A 16,205-nucleotide genomic window follows, 5' to 3' on the forward strand; every position below is an offset into this window, starting at 1 on the left:
CGAAATTGATATTCATCAAGCGGAACCGGGATTGCCGGTGTTTCCATTGGAGGGCCCGGTTATCAGGCCGCAGGCATAGGGAGTAGAACATGGATGACACGCGCCCCCTGATCCTGATCGTCGACGACAACCCCCAGAACCTGGCGGTGCTCGGCGCGCTGCTGCAGCCGCAGTACCGGGTTCGCGCCGCCAACTCCGGTCCGCGTGCGTTGCAGCTGCTGTCACGGGCACCGCAGCCCCATCTGGTGCTGCTGGACGTGATGATGCCCGGCATGGATGGCTACGAGGTGCTGGCCCGCATGCGCGAGCTGCCTGACTGCCGCAGCATCCCGGTCATCTTCGTCACCGCCATGGAGGCGTCCGAGGACGAGGAGCATGGACTGGTCAGCGGCGCGGTCGACTATGTGACCAAGCCCTTGCGGCCCGCGGTGCTGAGAGCCCGCGTCGCGGCCCATGTGGCCTTGCGCTGCGCGCAATTGCAGCTTGATGATCGCAACGCCGATCTGGAGCGTGAGGTCAGCCGCCGCCTGGCCGAGATTCAGTGCATGCGGGACATCGGGATTCATGCCTTGGCCCGTCTTGCCGAGACGCGCGACAACGAGACAGGCAACCATATTCTGCGCACCCGGGAGTATGTGCGGCTGCTGGGCCAGCGCCTGCTGGCGCGTTTCGGTGAGCGAAGTCTGGGGCTTGATGCGCACGACATCGACATGATTGCGCGCTCGGCACCGCTGCACGACATCGGCAAGGTCGGCATACCTGACAGCATTCTGCTCAAGCCCGGCAAGCTAGACCCCGAAGAGCGGGCCATCATGCAGACGCATGCGGCGCTGGGAGCTGCCGCCATTGCACAGGCCGAGCGAGACGCCGGTGGCCAGGCCATGAAGCACCTGGACTATGCCAAGCAGATCGCCCGCAGCCACCATGAACGCTGGGATGGCGCAGGCTACCCCGATGGACTCAGCGGCGAGGCCATTCCCCTACCCGCACGGCTGATGGCCTTGGCCGACGTGTTTGACGCCCTGGTCAGCCCACGTGTCTACAAACGGCCCTGGAGCCTCGAGGCCGCGCGCTCCTACATCTTGGAGCAGAGCGGCAAGCACTTCGACCCCGCCGTGGTGGGGGTTTTCGACGCCGCCTTCGACGAATTCTGCGGCATTGCGCATCGCCTGGCCGACGAAGCCGAGCCGGTCCTGCATCCTTGCTGAATGCCTGGCGCCCTTCGAGCCCTGCCGGGGCGTCACCGCCTGCTAGCCGTGGTTCTCGGCTACGCGATGCTGTCCTCCTTGTGGATTCTCGGATCAGACTGGCTGCTAGAGCTGCTGGTGTGGGACCGATGGCTGCTTGCCCGCGTCGGACTATTCAAGGGTTTCGCCTTTGTCACGGTCAGCGCCTTGCTGCTGTACCTGGCACTCAGGCGCTCCACCACCGCCACGCACAGACGCCCGGGGTGGCAGGCCATGCGCCCCGGCGATCCGCTGGCCTTTGGGTTCGCAGCAGTCACCGCATTCGCGGTTCTGGCGCTTGGCGCGACCAGCATGCGCCATGGTCTGGACCAGCAGCGCCGGCTCGCGGCCACGCGGCTGGAATCCATCGCCGAGACGCGCGCCGCGCAGTTGCGGGACTGGCTGGCGACACAGCGCCAGATGGGGCAGTATCTAGCGGGGCATCGGCATCTGGTCGAGGACTTCGAGCGTTGGCGTCGCCAAGACGGCGTCCCGCCGCAAGGGCCGCTGTTGGCCGAGCTGCAGCGTGCCGCCGCAACCCAGGGCGCGCAGCAGGTTCTGCTGACCGACGAACATCTGCACATCGTGGCACTCGGGAGCGGCCCGATTGTCGGCCCGCCGCCCGAACTGCTCACCGCCGTGAACCAGGCCTTGCGGTCCGGTGAGGTGACACGCACCGAGATATACCGCGTTGATGGTGCGGTCAAGCGGGAGTGGCTGGACCTTGTGGTCCCGCTACGCTCCAACGTGCAGCGGCAAGCGCTGGGCGCGGTGGTGCTGCGCTTTGCTCCTCGGGTAATGGCCCATGGGAGGCAAGCGTCGGAACCTCGCAATGATGGCGAGGTCAGAACAACGCTGTGGCGCAGAAACAAGGACCGGCTGCTGGCGCTCGGCGACTTGCAGGGACGCCCCGAATCCGAAGCACCTTCTAGCCTGCCGGCCGACGATCCTTCGCAACTGATTGCCCGTGTGCTGCGCGGCGAGCTTCCCATGGGGCGAGCCGTCGAGGCGCTCGATGGCCAGGACCGGATGGTGTTGGGCGTGGCCCACCCGGTCGAGGGCAGCGACTGGATGCTGGTCACCGAACAGGCGTTGGCGGAGGTCGATGCTCCCGCGTGGCGCGAGGCGTTGTGGATCGGCGCCGTCACGCTGCTGGGTCTGTTCATGATTGCCGCCGGCTACTTTCTGCGGGAGCAACGCGCGGTGTTGCGCGACTCGCAGGCCGCTCAGGCAGCGCAGGCGATGCAGCTGCAGGCCCTGCACCTGTTGCAGGCGGTGGCCGACTCATCGACCGATGCGATCTTCGCCAAGGACCGAGCCGGTCGCTACCTGCTGTTCAATCGCGCGGCCGAGCACTTCACCGGCAAGTCGGCCACCGAGGTCCTTGGGCAGGACGACCGGGTGTTGTTCTCGCACGAGGATGCGCGCCGCGTGATGGAGAACGATGCGGACATGATGGCCCAGGGAACTCTGATCACCTTCGAGGAGGCGGTCGTCACCACGCTCGGGCCGCGTGTTTTCGAGGCGACGAAAGGACCGCTGCTGGACGGCCAGGGAGAACTGGTCGGCCTGTTCGGCATCTCGCGCGACGTCACCGAGCAACGCCGCGCCCAGGCCGCCATCGCCGAAAGCGAACAGCGACATCGAACGCTGCTTCATGCTCTGGCCAACGGTGTTTTCGTCGCTCAGGACGAGTGCTTCGTGTTCGCCAACCCGGCCTTGCCCGCGATGCTGGGCTATACGCCTGAAGCGTTCACCGGCCAGCCCGTTGCCGGCATCGTGGCGCCGGCATGGATTTCCCTGTGGACGGAGCAGGTCGACCGGTGCGTCGGTGACGATCCTGAAGCGCCGCCGCAGTGCCAGCTATGCTGGCTGAAGAAGGACGGCAGCGAGCTCTGGGTCGAGCTGCGCGTCAGCCGGCTGCTGTACGAGGGCCGGCCCGCCGTGCTGGGTGTTGTCAGCGACATCAGCGAGCGACAACGCATCGACCGGGCGCTGCAAGACTCGGCCGAGTTGGTTCAGGCGGTGGAGGACTCCGTGCTGGACCACATGGCAGTGCTCGACCGCCACGGCCGGGTAGTCGCCGTCAACGCCGCGTGGCGGCGCTTTGCCGCCGCCAACGGCGCAGACAGGATGCCAGCCCTGCGCCTGGCTGTCGGCACCGACTATCTGGGGACCTGCGATCGGAGCCAGGGGCCGGGATCCGGCGATGCGCACAACGCTGCCTGTGGCATACGTGCCGTGTTGGCCGGGGAGCGCGACTGCTACCAGCTTGAGTACGCCTGCGATACGCCGGACGAGCCGCGCTGGTTTCAGATGAGCGTCACCCCCTTGCGCAGCGCGCAGGGGGGTGCCGTCATGGTCCATGCCGACATCACCGAGCGCAAGCAACAGGGGATGGAGCTGAACCGATACCGTCATCACCTGGAAGATCTGATCGGTCAGCGCACGCTGGCATTGGCCCAGGCGGATGCGTTCACCCGCCTGATCGCCGACAGCATTCCCGGCATGGTGGCCTACTGGGACAGCGCGCTGCGCTGCCGCTTCGCCAACCAGGCGTACGCGGCATGGTTCGGTCGCCGGCCGGAAGCGCTGGTCGGTGTATCGCGCAACGAACTGCTGGGTCGGGAGCTCGGCGCCGGACCGCAGGCGCAGGCGGCACTGCGCGGCGAGGCCCAGCACTTTGAGCGTCAGCTGCAGGGCCCCAAGGGTGAAGAGTGCCATCTTTGGGCACATTACATCCCCGACTTGCGCCACGGCGAGGTGCAAGGTTTCTTCGTCCTGGTGACCGACATCGGCGAGCTCAAGCAGACACAGAGGCGGCTGCAAGCGCTCAACAACGAGTTGATGGACGCCCGTGACAAGGCTCAGGCGGCCAGCCAGGCCAAGAGCGTGTTCCTCGCCAACATGAGCCACGAGATCCGCACGCCGATGAACGCCATCATCGGGCTGACACATCTGCTGCGCCGCGACAGCGTCGACCCAACAGCGCTGGAACGTCTTGGCAAGCTCGGCGGGGCGGCTCAGCATCTGCTGCAGGTGATCAACGACATCCTCGATCTCTCCAAGATCGAGTCCGGCAAGCTGGTGCTCGAGGAAGAGTCGTTCGAGCTGACGCCGTTGATGACACGCTGTTGCGACCTGGTCGGCCAGCGCGCTCGCGAGAAAGGACTCGACGTGCAGCTGAACACGGACGGCCTGCCCGCCATGGTGCGTGGCGATCCGACCCGCTTGTCCCAGGCCCTGCTCAACCTGCTGAGCAACGCCGTCAAGTTCACCGAGCGAGGCAGCGTCAGCCTGCGCGGCGATTCGCTGGGCGATGCCGATGGCCGGATCCGGCTGCGCTTCGAAGTCAGCGACACCGGTATCGGCATCGAGCCGGAATACCTATCTCGTCTATTCCAAACCTTCGAGCAGGGCGACAGTTCGACCACCCGACGCTACGGCGGTACCGGCCTGGGGCTGGCGATCACGCGCCATCTGGCCGAGATGATGGGCGGCCACGTCGGTGTTGACAGCGTGCCCGGCAAGGGGAGTCGCTTCTGGTTCAACGTCGAACTGCCGGCATCGGAAGGACTGACCGACCCGGCGGGAACTCCGGCGACATTGGACAACCTCATGTCCGACGACGATGGATCGACGGCAGGCTTGCTCCGGCAACTGGTCACTGCACACGCCGGTTCGCGCATCCTGCTTGTCGAGGACAACTCGATCAACCGAGAGGTCGCATGCGAACTGCTTCATGATGTGGCCATGCAGGTGGACATGGCCGGGGACGGGCGTCAGGCGCTGGACATGCTGCGCGAACGGCAGCGCTATGACCTGGTCCTGATGGATATGCAGATGCCGGTGATGGATGGGCTGCAAGCCACCCGCGAGATCCGCGCGATGCCCGGCGGCACTGACCTTCCGATCATCGCGATGACGGCCAACGCCTTCGCCGAAGACCGCGCCCATTGCCTGGCCGCCGGCATGAACGATCACATAGGCAAGCCGGTCGCGCCCGATCGGCTCTATGCCATGCTGCTGAAGTGGCTGTCGCCGGGTGGGGCTGTGCCAACGGGCGGCGCGTCACCGCAAGCCACAACAGCCGCAGAATCGCCGGCTTTGCCGCAGGTTCCAGGGCTGGACATGGCCGCGGGGCTGGCGAATGTTGGTGGTCGGCCGCGCTTGCTGGAAAAGGCGCTGCGCCAGTGCGCCCGCCAGTACGAAGGATTCGCACTCTCTGGCGAGCCGATGCGGCTACGGTTTCAGGCCCATGCCATCGCAGGCATGGCGGCCACGATAGGCGCGAACTCGCTGCATCGGCACGCGCAGGATCTGGAGCATGCCGCGGGTGACCCGACCGCAGCGCTGGATCCGATGCGGCAGCAAATGGCGTCGGAGCTGGCGGCCTTGGTCGGTGCCCTGCGCGTCGCCTACCCCGAGCCTACCGCGGCACTGCTCGCAGAGCACCTTGACCGCCTTGACATCGCGCTGGAGGGGGGCGAGATGAGCGCCGTCGCGCTGCACCGCGAAGTGCAGACCGCGCTGCGCGAGCAGTACGGCAAACTGGCGACAGAACTGGCCGCCCGTATCGAGGGTTTCGACTTCGAAGCGGCATTGGCACTATTGCGTGAACTGCGTAGCTGATGCCAACCCGGGCCTTATCATGCTCGCCATGCGCAGCAAGGCATACCCGCGATGAGTGAAACGCTCCCAGATCGTCTCCTTGAAATCCTCGACGAACGAGTCTTCGGCTTCGCCCAGGCGGCTCAGCGGCATTTCGGATCCAACGATCTGATCGTCGTTCTCGACCTGAGAGACGAAACGCCCTCGCTGGAAGCGGTTCCGCGCCAGAGCCTGGCGGATGCCAACGAGCTGCCGCTGGACATGCGGCTGAAGTTCTCGAGACCCGCTTCGGCGCTCAGCGAAACGCTCGGCGCCCCCGACCAGTCCTTCTGGTTCCTGGTGATCTTCGAAGACGAGGACTCGGAGTACTGCGCGGTCAATGCGTCGATGCTGAAAGAGGGCAGCTGACAGCCCCATCCGACAACAGACGGCAGCAGCCCCCTCCTCTCAGTCGGCGAACGGCCGGTCGATCGCGATCGATGGCGGCGTGAACCACCGCGCGCCGGACTCCGTCACGTAAAAGTGATCCTCCAGCCGCACGCCGAACCGTCCCGGCACGACGATCATCGGCTCGTTGCTGCAGCAATGGCCCGGCGCCAGGGGCTGCCGGTTGCCGCGCACCAGATAGGGCGCCTCGTGGATGGACAGGCCGCAGCCATGGCCGGTGCGGTGCGGCAGGCCCGGCAGGCGGTAGTCGGGGCCGAGGCCGGCGGCTTCCAGCACCCGGCGCGCGGCGGCGTCCACCGCCTCGCAGGGCTCGCCGGGGCGCACCGCTTCGAAGGCGGCTTGCTGCGCGGCGCGCTCCAGCGCCCAGATGCGGCGCTGGTCCTCGTCCGCCTCGCCGAAGATCCAGGTGCGCGTCACGTCGGAGTTGTAGCCTTCGATGCTGCAGCCGGTGTCGATCAGCACCAGCTCGCCGCGGCGCAGATGCTGCACGCCCGGGATGCCATGCGGATAGGCCGTGGCGTGACCGAACTGCACGATGCAGAAGGTGGAGCCGCCGTCCGCGCCCAGCGCGCGGTGCGCCTGGTCGATGAAGCGCAGCAGCTCATCGCTGCCCAGGCCTTCGCGCGCGATGCCGGCAGCCAGGCGCTGCACCTGCAGCGTGATGTCGCAGGCATGCTGGATCAGCGCCAGCTCGGCCGCGGTCTTGCACATGCGGCAGCCGTCGATGATGGGCTGGGCGTCGACGAGGAAGCCCGCATCCAGATAGCGGCTCAGCCCGGTGCCGATGCGGAAGGCGGCCTCCGGATCCAGCGCCAGCCGGCGCGCGCCGCGCTCGGCCATCGCACCTGCCACCAGCGAATGCGGGTCTTCATGCTCCTCCCACAGGCGCTTGCCCGCCGGGATGCGCAGCACCGCGTCCAGCGAGCCCTCCTCGAAGGCCGGCGCGATCAGCAGCGGCTCACCCTGGGCGGTCAACAGCAGCGCGACCAGGCGCTCGCTCGCGCCCCAGCCGATGCCCGTGAAATAGCGCAGCGACTGCCCCGCGGTGACCAGCAGGGCGTCGACGCCGGCCGCTTGCATCAGCGCCCGCGCCTTGGCGAGGCGCGCGGCATAGTCGGCGGCGCCGATGGCGGGTGGGCGCCTGGCCTGAAGACTTGGTCCGAGGGTGGCGAACTGCGCCTGGGCTTGCGTCAGCGTGAGGTGGCCGATCTGCTCGTTCATGGTTAAGGATTCCTTGTCAGGCGAAACGGTCGAGGTTGAAGGGGGTGAGCGGCACCGCCCCTGCCCGGCCGGCGCAGGCATCGGCGATCAGCTCGCCGCTGATGGCGGCCAGGGTCAGGCCCAGATGCTGGTGGCCGAAGGCATAGGCCAGGTTGTCGAAGCGCGCGCTGCGGCCCAGCGCGGGCAGGTAGTCGGGCAGCGTCGGCCGCGCGCCGAACCAGCGCTCGGGTTCCCCCTGCACCGGCAGGCCCAGCTGTGCCACATGCGCGCGCAGCCGCGCCCATTTGCGCGCATCGGGCGGCGCGTCGAGGGCGGCGTACTCGACGAAGCTCGCCGCGCGCAGGCCCCCGTCGAAGCGGGTGACGATCATTGAGCGGTCCTCGAACACCACCGGCGGCAGCGCCGGCCAGCCATGTGTGGCCCATTGCAGGTGGTAGCCGCGCTCGGCGATCAGCGGCGCCTGCAGGCCGAGGTCGGCCATCAGGCCGCGCGAACGCACGCCGGCGCAGACGAGGATCAGGTCGGCACTCAGGCGCTCGCCAGCCTCCAGGCAGGCGTGGACCCGGCGGCCCTCGCGCCGCAAGGCCCGCACGCGGGCGATGCGGAAGTCGCCGCCGGCCCGCGCGTAGGCATCGCCCAGCCGCTGCGCGAGCCGGGGCAGGTCGGCGATCTGCGCCGTGCCGTCGAAGGCGATGCCGCCCGCCAGGGGCACCGCGAGCCGGGCCTGCAGCGCAGCGCGCTGCCCGTCGCTCCATTCGATCAGGCGGGCGCTGCCGATGTCCGCGCGCCGCCAGGTCGCGCGTCCACGCCGCGCGTTGCCCTCGCCTTCCCAGCAGACCCAATGGCCCTGCTCCCGCAGCAGCTCGGGCGCATCGAGGCTGTCCGCCAGGCGCCGCCAGGCGGGCAGCGCCTCGGCCAGCAGGCCGCGCAAGGCCACGCGACCGGCCTCGAAACGCGACGGTGCACAGGCGCGCAGGTAGCGCAGCACCCAGGGCAGCTGGCGCAGCGGCTGGCGCAGATCGAGCGCGCCGCCCAGGCCATGCCAGCGGCGCGGCGCGGCGCGCAGCATGGCCATCGAGGCCAGCGGCTCGACCTGTTCGGTCGCGATATGGCCGGCATTGCCCCAGGACGGGGCCAGGTCATGCCCGCCGGCGTCGAGCAGGGTCGTGCGCCAGCCGCTGCGCCGCAGGGCCAGCGAGCAGGCGCGGCCGATGACACCGCCGCCGATGACCAGGGCCGTTGCTGTAGATGAGGACACGAGGGAGACAAGGGGATAGCGGAACTGCGCGAATGCTAGATGCTGGGCCGCCTCATGGCTATGCTACTTTCCGCATCTGGAATGCGCGTCGGATTGACGCTCAGGCCCGCACCTCCAGCACGATGCGCCGGTAGTCCCGCGGGGTCGCACCGACCGAGGCCTTGAACTGGCGGCTGAAGGCGCTCTGGTCGCTGAAGCCGCAGGCCAGGCCGATCGAGGCGATGCTGTCGCCGCCGCGCAGCAGGCCCATCGCGGCTTCGATGCGCAAGCGCGTCAGCCATTGCTGCGGCGTCAGATGGAAGACGCGGTGGAACTGCCGTTCCAGCTGCGACAGCGACAGCCCCGCCAGGCCGGCCAGCGCCTGCATGCGCACGCTCTCGCCGAAATGGGTCTCCATATGGTCGAGCACACGGCGCAGCCGCGCGAAGCCGGGATGGCGGCCGTCCGGCTGCTGCAGATCGTGGGAGACGCCCATCAGGCCGAGGATCGCGCCGCCCGGCCGGTCCTGCAGCGGCTTCTTGTGGGTCAGGCACCAGCCGGACGCGCGGTTCGGAAACAGATGGACCTCCAGCTGATTGGCGATGGACTGGCCGCCCAGCACGCGCCGGTCCTGCGAGGCATAGGCCTCGCCCAGGCGCTGCGGGAAGAGCTCCAGCGGCGTGCGCCCCAGCACGTCCTCGCGCCGCGACAGCCCCAGCCGCCGCACCAGGGTCATGTTGGCATGGGTGTAGCGGCCGTTCAGGTCCTTGATGAAGAACACGGTGGCCGGCAGCGTATCCATCAGACACTGCAGCTGCTCGGCATCGACCTGGGTGGGCAGGGGCTGGCTCATGGGCTCAACTATAGGAACTCCCGACCGGTTTTATTGTGCCGATTTCCGCATGTGCATGGCCGGATCGTGGCTAGATGGCGCCGGGCTTTCGCGCCATGCTGCCGGCATGCAACACATCGACTACATCGACTCCCATACCGGCGGTGAACCGACGCGCGTGGTCCTGTCCCCCCTGCCCGGCCTGGATCGCGGCAGCCTGGCCGAGCGCCGCGCCGCGCTGGTGCGCGAGCATGACCGCTGGCGCAGCGCCATCGCCTGCGAGCCGCGCGGCTCGGACACCATGGTCGGCGCGCTGCTGCTGCCGCCCGAGAACCCAGGTTCCGTGGCCTCGGTCATCTACTTCAACAATGTCGGCGTGCTCGGCATGTGCGGCCACGGCACCATCGGACTGGTGCGCACGCTCGCCCATCTGGGCCGTATCCAGCCGGGGCGGCATGCCATCGGCACGCCGGTCGGCACCGTCGCCGCCGAGCTGCACGCCGACGGCCGCATCAGCATCGCCAATGTCGAGAGCTATCGGCATGCGGCAGGCATCGAGGTCGAGGTACCCGGCCACGGCACCGTGCGCGGCGACGTGGCCTGGGGCGGCAACTGGTTCTTCATCAGCAAGGACTGCCCGCTGCCGCTGGAACATGCCCATTGGCGCGAGCTGACCCGCTACACCGCCGCGTTGCGCGAGGCGCTGACGGCCGCCGGCATCAGCGGCGCGGACGGCGCCGAGATCGACCATATCGAGCTGAACGCCGCCCCCATCGATCCGGCCCACGACGCGCGCAACTTCGTGCTCTGCCCCGGCCTGGCCTATGACCGCTCGCCTTGCGGCACCGGTTTTTCCGCCAAGCTAGCCTGCCTGGCGGCCGACGGCAAGCTGGCGCCCGGCGCGGTCTTCCGCATGGAGAGCATCATCGGCAGCCTGTTCGAGGGCCGCTACACGCCGACTGAGCAGGGCCGCATCGTGCCGCGCATCACCGGGCGCGCCCATCTCTCGGGAGAAGGCCGCCTGCTGATCGAGGCCGACGATCCCTTCGCCTGGGGTGTCGTCGCGCGCTGAGCCTTGCCGCTCGGCGCGCGACCTCGGCCGCATCAGTTCGCCAGCCCGCCCATCAGCCGCTGCTGCAGGAAGCCATAGCTGAGCGACCACAGCCGCGCCTGCTGCGCCGGTGTCGCAGCGCCGGCATGGCCGCCCTCGATGTTCTCCCAGTACAGCACCTCGTGGCCCTGCTCCTGCAGCCGCGCCACCATCTTGCGGGCATGGCCGGGATGCACCCGGTCGTCACGCGTCGAGCTGGTGTAGAGCACCGGCGGGTAGCGCCTGCCGGGCGTGGCGTTGTGGTACGGCGAGTACTTGCCGATGTAGTCCCATTGCTCGGGGATGTCGGGGTTGCCGTATTCCTCGATCCAGGACGCGCCGGCCAGCATCTCGTGATAGCGCCGCATATCGGTCAGCGGCACCTGGCTGACGACGGCGCCGAACAGCTCGGGCCGCTGCACCATCGCTACCGAGGTCAGCAGCCCGCCCAGGCTGCCGCCCATGATGCCCAGCTTCTCGGGCCGCGTGATGCCGCGGCGCTGCAGATCCTCGGCCACCGCGATGAAGTCGCTGAAGCTGCGCTGACGGTGCTCGCGCTGCGCCGCCTGGTGCCAGCGCGGGCCGAACTCGCCGCCGCCGCGCAGATTGGCCAGCACATAGACGCCGCCGCGCGCCAGCCAGGCGCGTCCCAGGATGCCGCTGTAGCCGGGCTTCATCGAGATCTCGAAGCCGCCGTAGCCATAGAGCAGCGTGGGCCGCCCCTGCTTGGGCGCGGGGCCGCGCGGCGCGACGATGAAGTAGGGAATGGGCGTGCCGTCGGTGGCGCGCGCCTGCAACTGGCGCACCTCCAGGCCGCCGGCGTCGAAGAAGGCGGGCAGCTGCTGCAGCGTCTGCCGCGTCGTGCGGCCGACCTCGGCGGCCTGCAGGCGCGCGGGCTCCAGGAAGCCGCTGCGCGTCAGCAGGTAGCGATTGGAACTCTGGCCGGCCAGCGCGGCGATCCAGAGGCTTTCCAGCGGGCCGGTGGGCACGGCGCGGCGCTGCCATTGCCGGCCTGCGGGGCGCCATTCGCTCAGGCTCTGGCGCACGTCCCGCATGCCGACGACGAGCAGCGCGTCCCGCAGAACTGTCAGGCTCTGCAGCGCCCCGTCGCGGGCCGGGTCGTGCAGCAAGCTGAAGCGCGGGCTGCCGTCCAGCCAGGCTTGCAGCGGCGTCGCGATCAGGGCCCCGGCCGGATAGCGGCGGCCGCCCTGCTCCCAGTCGGAGCGCAGCTCGATCAGCGCCATCGAGCCGAACAGCCGGGCCTGGGCATCGTCGGGCTTGGGCAGCTCGACCAACTGAGCGTCCCGCAGCAGGTACTGCTTGCCGGCGAAGAAGCTGCTGCGGCGCTCCAGCATGAACTGCTGCCGGCCCTGCAGGCGCTCGCCCCAGGCCCACAGGCCCACCTCGTCCCGGGCGCCTTCCAGCAGCAGCTTGGCCTCGCTCAGCGGGCTGCCGCGCCGCCACAGCTTCAGCTGGCGCGGGTAGCCGGAAGCGGTCAGGCTGCCAGCGCCGAAATCGGTGTAGACGCCCAGCGTGTCGGCGTCGATCCAGCCCGCGCCGCCCTTGGCCTCGGGCAGCGCGAAGCCGCCCTCGGCGGCCGGCACGAAGCGGCGCTCGACCGTGTCGTACTCGCGCAGCACATGGGCATCACCGCCGCCGCGGCTGAGGCTGACCAGGCAGCGCCTGGCTGCGGGCGCGAGGCAGTTGGCGCCGGCCCAGACCCAGCGCTCGCCCTCGGTCTTGGCGAGCTGGTCGAGGTCCAGCACGGTCTCCCATTGCGGCCGGCCCTGCAGATAGGCCTCGGGCGCGCTGCGGCGCCAGAGGCCGCGCGGATGCTCGGCATCGCGCCAGAAGTTGTAGACCTGCGCCCCCAGTTGCTCGGCCGGCGCCAGCCTGGCCGGCGAGGCCATCACCTCGGCCAGCTCGGCCTCTAGCCGGGAGAAGCCCGGCGCCTGCAGCAGCGGCGCCAGGCCTGGCTGCTGGCCGCGCACCCAGCCGAGGGCGCGCTCGCCGTCCACCTCCTCCAGCCAGCGGTAGGGATCGGGCAGGTCGGCAGGCGGTGCGGCGCAGACCGGGGGCGCGGCGGCGAAGGTCGCCAGCAGCGCAAGAAGGAATCGTGCTTGCTTGATCATCATCAGAACTTCACCTCGGCGCTGAGCTTCAGCACGCGGTCGTTCAGGCCGGGCAGCGTGCTGGTGGCGCGGCGGTAGACGGCCGGCTGCTCGTTGAAGGCATTGGACAGATTGGCCGACAGCGTCCAGCGCTTGATGCCGGTGTACTGCAGCCACAGATCGGTGCTGGTCCAGGACGCGATGCGGCAATGGCTGTCCGGCTCCTTGCGCTCGGCGCAGCCCGAGGCCTGGTACCAGTCGTCATCGTTCTCGTCCCAGGCCAGCTTGGTGGAGCCGCTGAAATAGGTGCGGGTCCCCAGCTTCCAGTCGCCACGGGCCCAGTTGGCCTTCAGCACCAGGCGCTCGCGCGGCACGCCGTTGTAGCCGACGCGGTTGATGCGGTAGGCGTTTGCATTCAGGTCCCAGTACAGCAGCTTGGACTGGATATTGGCCTCCAGCCCCGCGTCCAGCTTGCCCCAGTCGCCCAGGTTCCACTTGCTGCGCAGATCGATGTCGAAGCCGCTGACCTTGGTCTTGTAAAGGTTGCGGTACTGCAGGCGCATCGTGCGGATCGGGCCGGCGGCGAAGCCGATGTCCTTGCCCGTCAGCTCCTTGGCGCGCTGCGACCAGAGCTTGTCCTGCGCCGAGACGGGGTCGCGCGGCACCAGGTCCGGGCTCTGGTCCTCGGCCTCCAGGATCTGCGCGATGTCGGGCACACCGATCTCGTTGCGGCGCTTGATCGAGTAGTAGTCGATCGAGGCGCTGACATTGGACGCCAGCTGCAGCACCACGCCCATGGTGGCGTTGCTGGAGCGCTCGGGCTTGAGCTCGTGGTTGGGCGTAACGGCCGAGGGGAAGCCGGCCGCGCAGCCCGCGTTGAAGGCCAGCGAGGCCTCGATCTGGTCGGCCGCGTTGCCGGTCTTCAGCGCGTCGCGCAGCGCGCGGGCTGTGGCGCAGCGCTTGGGATCGACGATGCTGCTGTTGAACCAGGACGCGCCGCCGTTGCCCGTCTCGGGCAGGCTGGGCGCGCGGAAGCCCTGCGTCACCGTGCCGCGCAGCATCAGCGCCTGGAAGGGGCGGAACACCAGCGAGGCCTTGGGCGTGACGGCGCCGAAGCCGTCGAACACCTTGTCGCCCCGCAGCGCCAGCGTGGCCTCCAGCTGCTTGGTGATGGGCGCGGCCAGCTCGGTGAACACCGCGGCCATATCGCGCTTGCCCTCGATGGCGACGCCCGAGAAGCCGACGATGCGCGCCTGCAGGATGTTGTCCATGCTGCGATGGGAGAACTCCTCGTGGCGCAGCTCGGCGCCCACGGCCAGCATCAGCGGGCCGCCGGGCAGCGTGGCGATCTCGCGCGAGCCCTTGAAGTCGGCGAACTGCTGGCGGTAGCGGCCGGTCGATCCCATCTCCGGGAACATCTTGTCCAGCACCGACTGCGGGTTGCTCTGGCCGAACTTGTACTCGCCGCTGAGCACGGCCTCGGTATAGCCGAAGCGGTCCAGGTAGAGGCGCTGGCGCTGCGTGGCGCGCGAGCCCATGGTGCCGATCGCCGTGTTGATGTCCCAGCCGCCAAGCATGCCTTCGATGCCCAGCACGAAGCGGTGATCGGTCGATGCGCCGACGTTCTTGAACATCTCCGGGTTGTCGATGAAGCGGTAGGCCAGGGTGACCGGGAAGCTGTACGGGTTGTTCGGATGACCCACCGGCAGCGCCGGGTAGCTCCAGGACTGCAGCTCGCCCTTCAGCGAGTCGTACCAGGTCTGGGTGAAACCCGCAGCCTGGCTGCGCGGTGCCGCGGTGTGGTACTTGGCCTTGATGTCGGCGAACTGCAGCTCGGTGAAGGCCGTCAGATCGCTGCCCAGCTTGAGGCGGCCGCCCAGCATGCCGGTGACGCGCTCGGTGGCGGGGCGGGCGTCGCTGTCTTTCCAGTAGTCGTAGAGGCAGACGCCGCCGACCAGGTTCTCCGCCGCGCAGCCCGGGGCCGCCGTCGTGAAGGTCTTGCCGGTGGCCGGGTCGATACCGCTGTAGTTGCCGGGGAAGGAGCCGGAAGATTTCTGCAGGCGGCCGGGGTTCTCGTCGGTGTACCAACCGGGCAGCAGGGGGCGCACCTCGCTGTCCTTGTAGCTGCCGCGCTTGTAGAGCTCGAGATGGCCGTAGACGTTGTAGCCCTCGCTGTCCAGATTGCCATGGCCGACGGTCACGGAGCCGGACTTGTCCTTGGCCAGGAAGCTGCGGCGCAGCGACTGCTGGGCGCTGACGTTCAGCGCGACGCCAGTGAAGTCCTTGCTCGTGATGATGTTGATGACGCCGCCGATGGCGTCGGAGCCGTAGATGGCCGAGGCGCCGTCCTTCAGGATCTCGACCCGCTCGATCAGGTTGGCCGGGATCGCGTCGATATTGGTGAAGTTCAGCTGCAGGCCGTCGGCGAAGCCGTAGCTGGAGAGCCGGCGGCCGTTGAGCAGGGTCAAGGTGCCGCCCAGGCCCAGATTGCGCAGCGAGATGCCCGAGGCGCCGCTGGCCCAGGAGTTTGCGCCGCCCAGGTCGCTGAGCGCGCCGCGGTCGTTGCCGGTGAGATTGCCCAGCACCTCGCCGACGGTCAGCGCGCCCGAGGCCTTGATCTCGTCGCGCGAGATCAGCTGCAGCGGCTGCGAGGTCTCGCTCAGGGTGCGCTTGATGTTGGAGCCGGTGACGACGACGCGCTCCAGCGTCTTGTCGGCGTCCTTGGAGGCCTCCTGGGCCTGGGTGTTCAGACTGGCCAGCAGCAGCGCGGCAGCGATGGCGGTCGGGGTGCGAAAGGGCTTGCTCACGGGTCTCCTCGTGCTTGTGAAAGCTTGTAGAAATGTGAGGCGCGAGCTTAGAAATCGCCGGCCGGGCCGTATTGATGCGGGGCGCCGCGCGGCACGCCGATCTCTGCACAATTGGCGCGCTGCCGCCACAGGCGCGGGCCGGCTTCAGGGTTGTCCCGCAGATCGCGAAGCGCCCAGGGATCCAAGGGCCTTGGCCGAGGCCGGCGGCGCGGAATGCCGCAGTCGGGCATGCTCCGGCCATGACATCCGAAGAGAAAGAAAAACCCCCGGCGGCGCCGAACCCCTTGCGCGCCAATCTCGAACGCCTGCTGGCCAGCGGCCGCGACGGCGCCCTGCTGCGCTTCGGCCTGGGCCAGGCCCTGCTGCACGAGGAGCAGCCGGCGGCCGCCGCGGAGCATCTGCGCGAGGCCACGCGCCAGGATCCGGCCTATTCGGCGGCCTGGAAGCTGCTCGGCAAGGCGCTCGAGCGCCTGGATCGCGGCGACGAGGCCGAGGCGGCCTGGCGGCAAGGGCTCGCCGCGGCCGAACAGCGCGGCGACCTGCAGTCGACCAAGGAGATCAACGTGTTCCTGAAGCGCCGCGCGCGCGCCAAGCTGGCCGCCGACCCGGCCTCGAAAGCCTGA

General features: G+C 68.9%; 10 protein-coding genes. 5 read left to right on the forward strand and 5 right to left on the reverse strand.

What is annotated here, in order from left to right; translation table 11 throughout:
- The first annotated feature begins 89 nt into the window (after positions 1 to 89).
- From G8A07_RS14860 to G8A07_RS14870, 3 genes are all read left to right on the forward strand, one after another.
- On the forward strand, positions 90 to 1,208 hold the full coding sequence (locus G8A07_RS14860; protein ID WP_195792819.1) for an HD-GYP domain-containing protein: 1,119 nt from the start codon (positions 90 to 92) through the stop codon (positions 1,206 to 1,208).
- 66 nt (positions 1,209 to 1,274) lie between these two features.
- On the forward strand, positions 1,275 to 5,858 hold the full coding sequence (locus tag G8A07_RS14865; protein WP_195792820.1) for a PAS domain-containing protein: 4,584 nt from the start codon (positions 1,275 to 1,277) through the stop codon (positions 5,856 to 5,858).
- A 51-nt stretch (positions 5,859 to 5,909) separates the two neighbouring features.
- Positions 5,910 to 6,245, forward strand: coding sequence for a hypothetical protein (locus tag G8A07_RS14870; RefSeq protein WP_195792821.1), 336 nt, complete (start codon positions 5,910 to 5,912; stop codon positions 6,243 to 6,245).
- A gap of 39 nt (positions 6,246 to 6,284) precedes the next feature.
- On the opposite strand, the gene G8A07_RS14875 is transcribed toward G8A07_RS14870, so the two are convergent.
- The 3 genes from G8A07_RS14875 to G8A07_RS14885 all read right to left on the reverse strand — a co-directional run bounded on the left by G8A07_RS14875 (position 6,285) and on the right by G8A07_RS14885 (position 9,595).
- The gene (locus G8A07_RS14875) at positions 6,285 to 7,505 is read right to left on the reverse strand and encodes a Xaa-Pro peptidase family protein (RefSeq protein ID WP_195792822.1); all 1,221 of its coding nucleotides are present in this window, start codon (positions 7,503 to 7,505) and stop codon (positions 6,285 to 6,287) included.
- Positions 7,506 to 7,521: 16 nt separating this feature from the next.
- Complete coding sequence (locus G8A07_RS14880) at positions 7,522 to 8,763, reverse strand: FAD-binding oxidoreductase (RefSeq protein WP_213086166.1); 1,242 nt, start codon at positions 8,761 to 8,763, stop codon at positions 7,522 to 7,524.
- Between the two features lie 100 nt (positions 8,764 to 8,863).
- Positions 8,864 to 9,595 (reverse strand): AraC family transcriptional regulator, encoded by a 732-nt coding sequence (locus G8A07_RS14885; protein ID WP_195792823.1) that lies wholly within the window; start codon positions 9,593 to 9,595, stop codon positions 8,864 to 8,866.
- Between the two features lie 106 nt (positions 9,596 to 9,701).
- Between G8A07_RS14885 and G8A07_RS14890 the strand changes: the two genes are divergently transcribed.
- The gene (locus G8A07_RS14890; RefSeq protein ID WP_195792824.1) at positions 9,702 to 10,646 is read left to right on the forward strand and encodes a 4-hydroxyproline epimerase; all 945 of its coding nucleotides are present in this window, start codon (positions 9,702 to 9,704) and stop codon (positions 10,644 to 10,646) included.
- 32 nt (positions 10,647 to 10,678) lie between these two features.
- On the opposite strand, the gene G8A07_RS14895 is transcribed toward G8A07_RS14890, so the two are convergent.
- Both G8A07_RS14895 and G8A07_RS14900 read right to left on the reverse strand, forming a co-directional pair.
- Positions 10,679 to 12,799 (reverse strand): prolyl oligopeptidase family protein, encoded by a 2,121-nt coding sequence (locus tag G8A07_RS14895; protein WP_249937003.1) that lies wholly within the window; start codon positions 12,797 to 12,799, stop codon positions 10,679 to 10,681.
- Positions 12,799 to 15,582 carry a TonB-dependent siderophore receptor gene (locus G8A07_RS14900; RefSeq protein ID WP_195792825.1) on the reverse strand — a complete coding sequence of 928 codons (2,784 nt, stop codon included), beginning with the start codon at positions 15,580 to 15,582 and terminating at the stop codon, positions 12,799 to 12,801. Before G8A07_RS14900 ends, G8A07_RS14895 begins: the two co-directional genes overlap by 1 nt.
- Positions 15,583 to 15,821: 239 nt before the next feature.
- On the opposite strand from G8A07_RS14900, the gene G8A07_RS14905 reads away from it, so the two are divergent.
- Entirely contained in the window at positions 15,822 to 16,205 is a 384-nt protein-coding gene (locus G8A07_RS14905; protein ID WP_195792826.1) for a tetratricopeptide repeat protein, read from the forward strand.

Source organism: Roseateles sp. DAIF2, assembly GCF_015624425.1.
Taxonomy (GTDB): domain Bacteria; phylum Pseudomonadota; class Gammaproteobacteria; order Burkholderiales; family Burkholderiaceae_C; genus Kinneretia.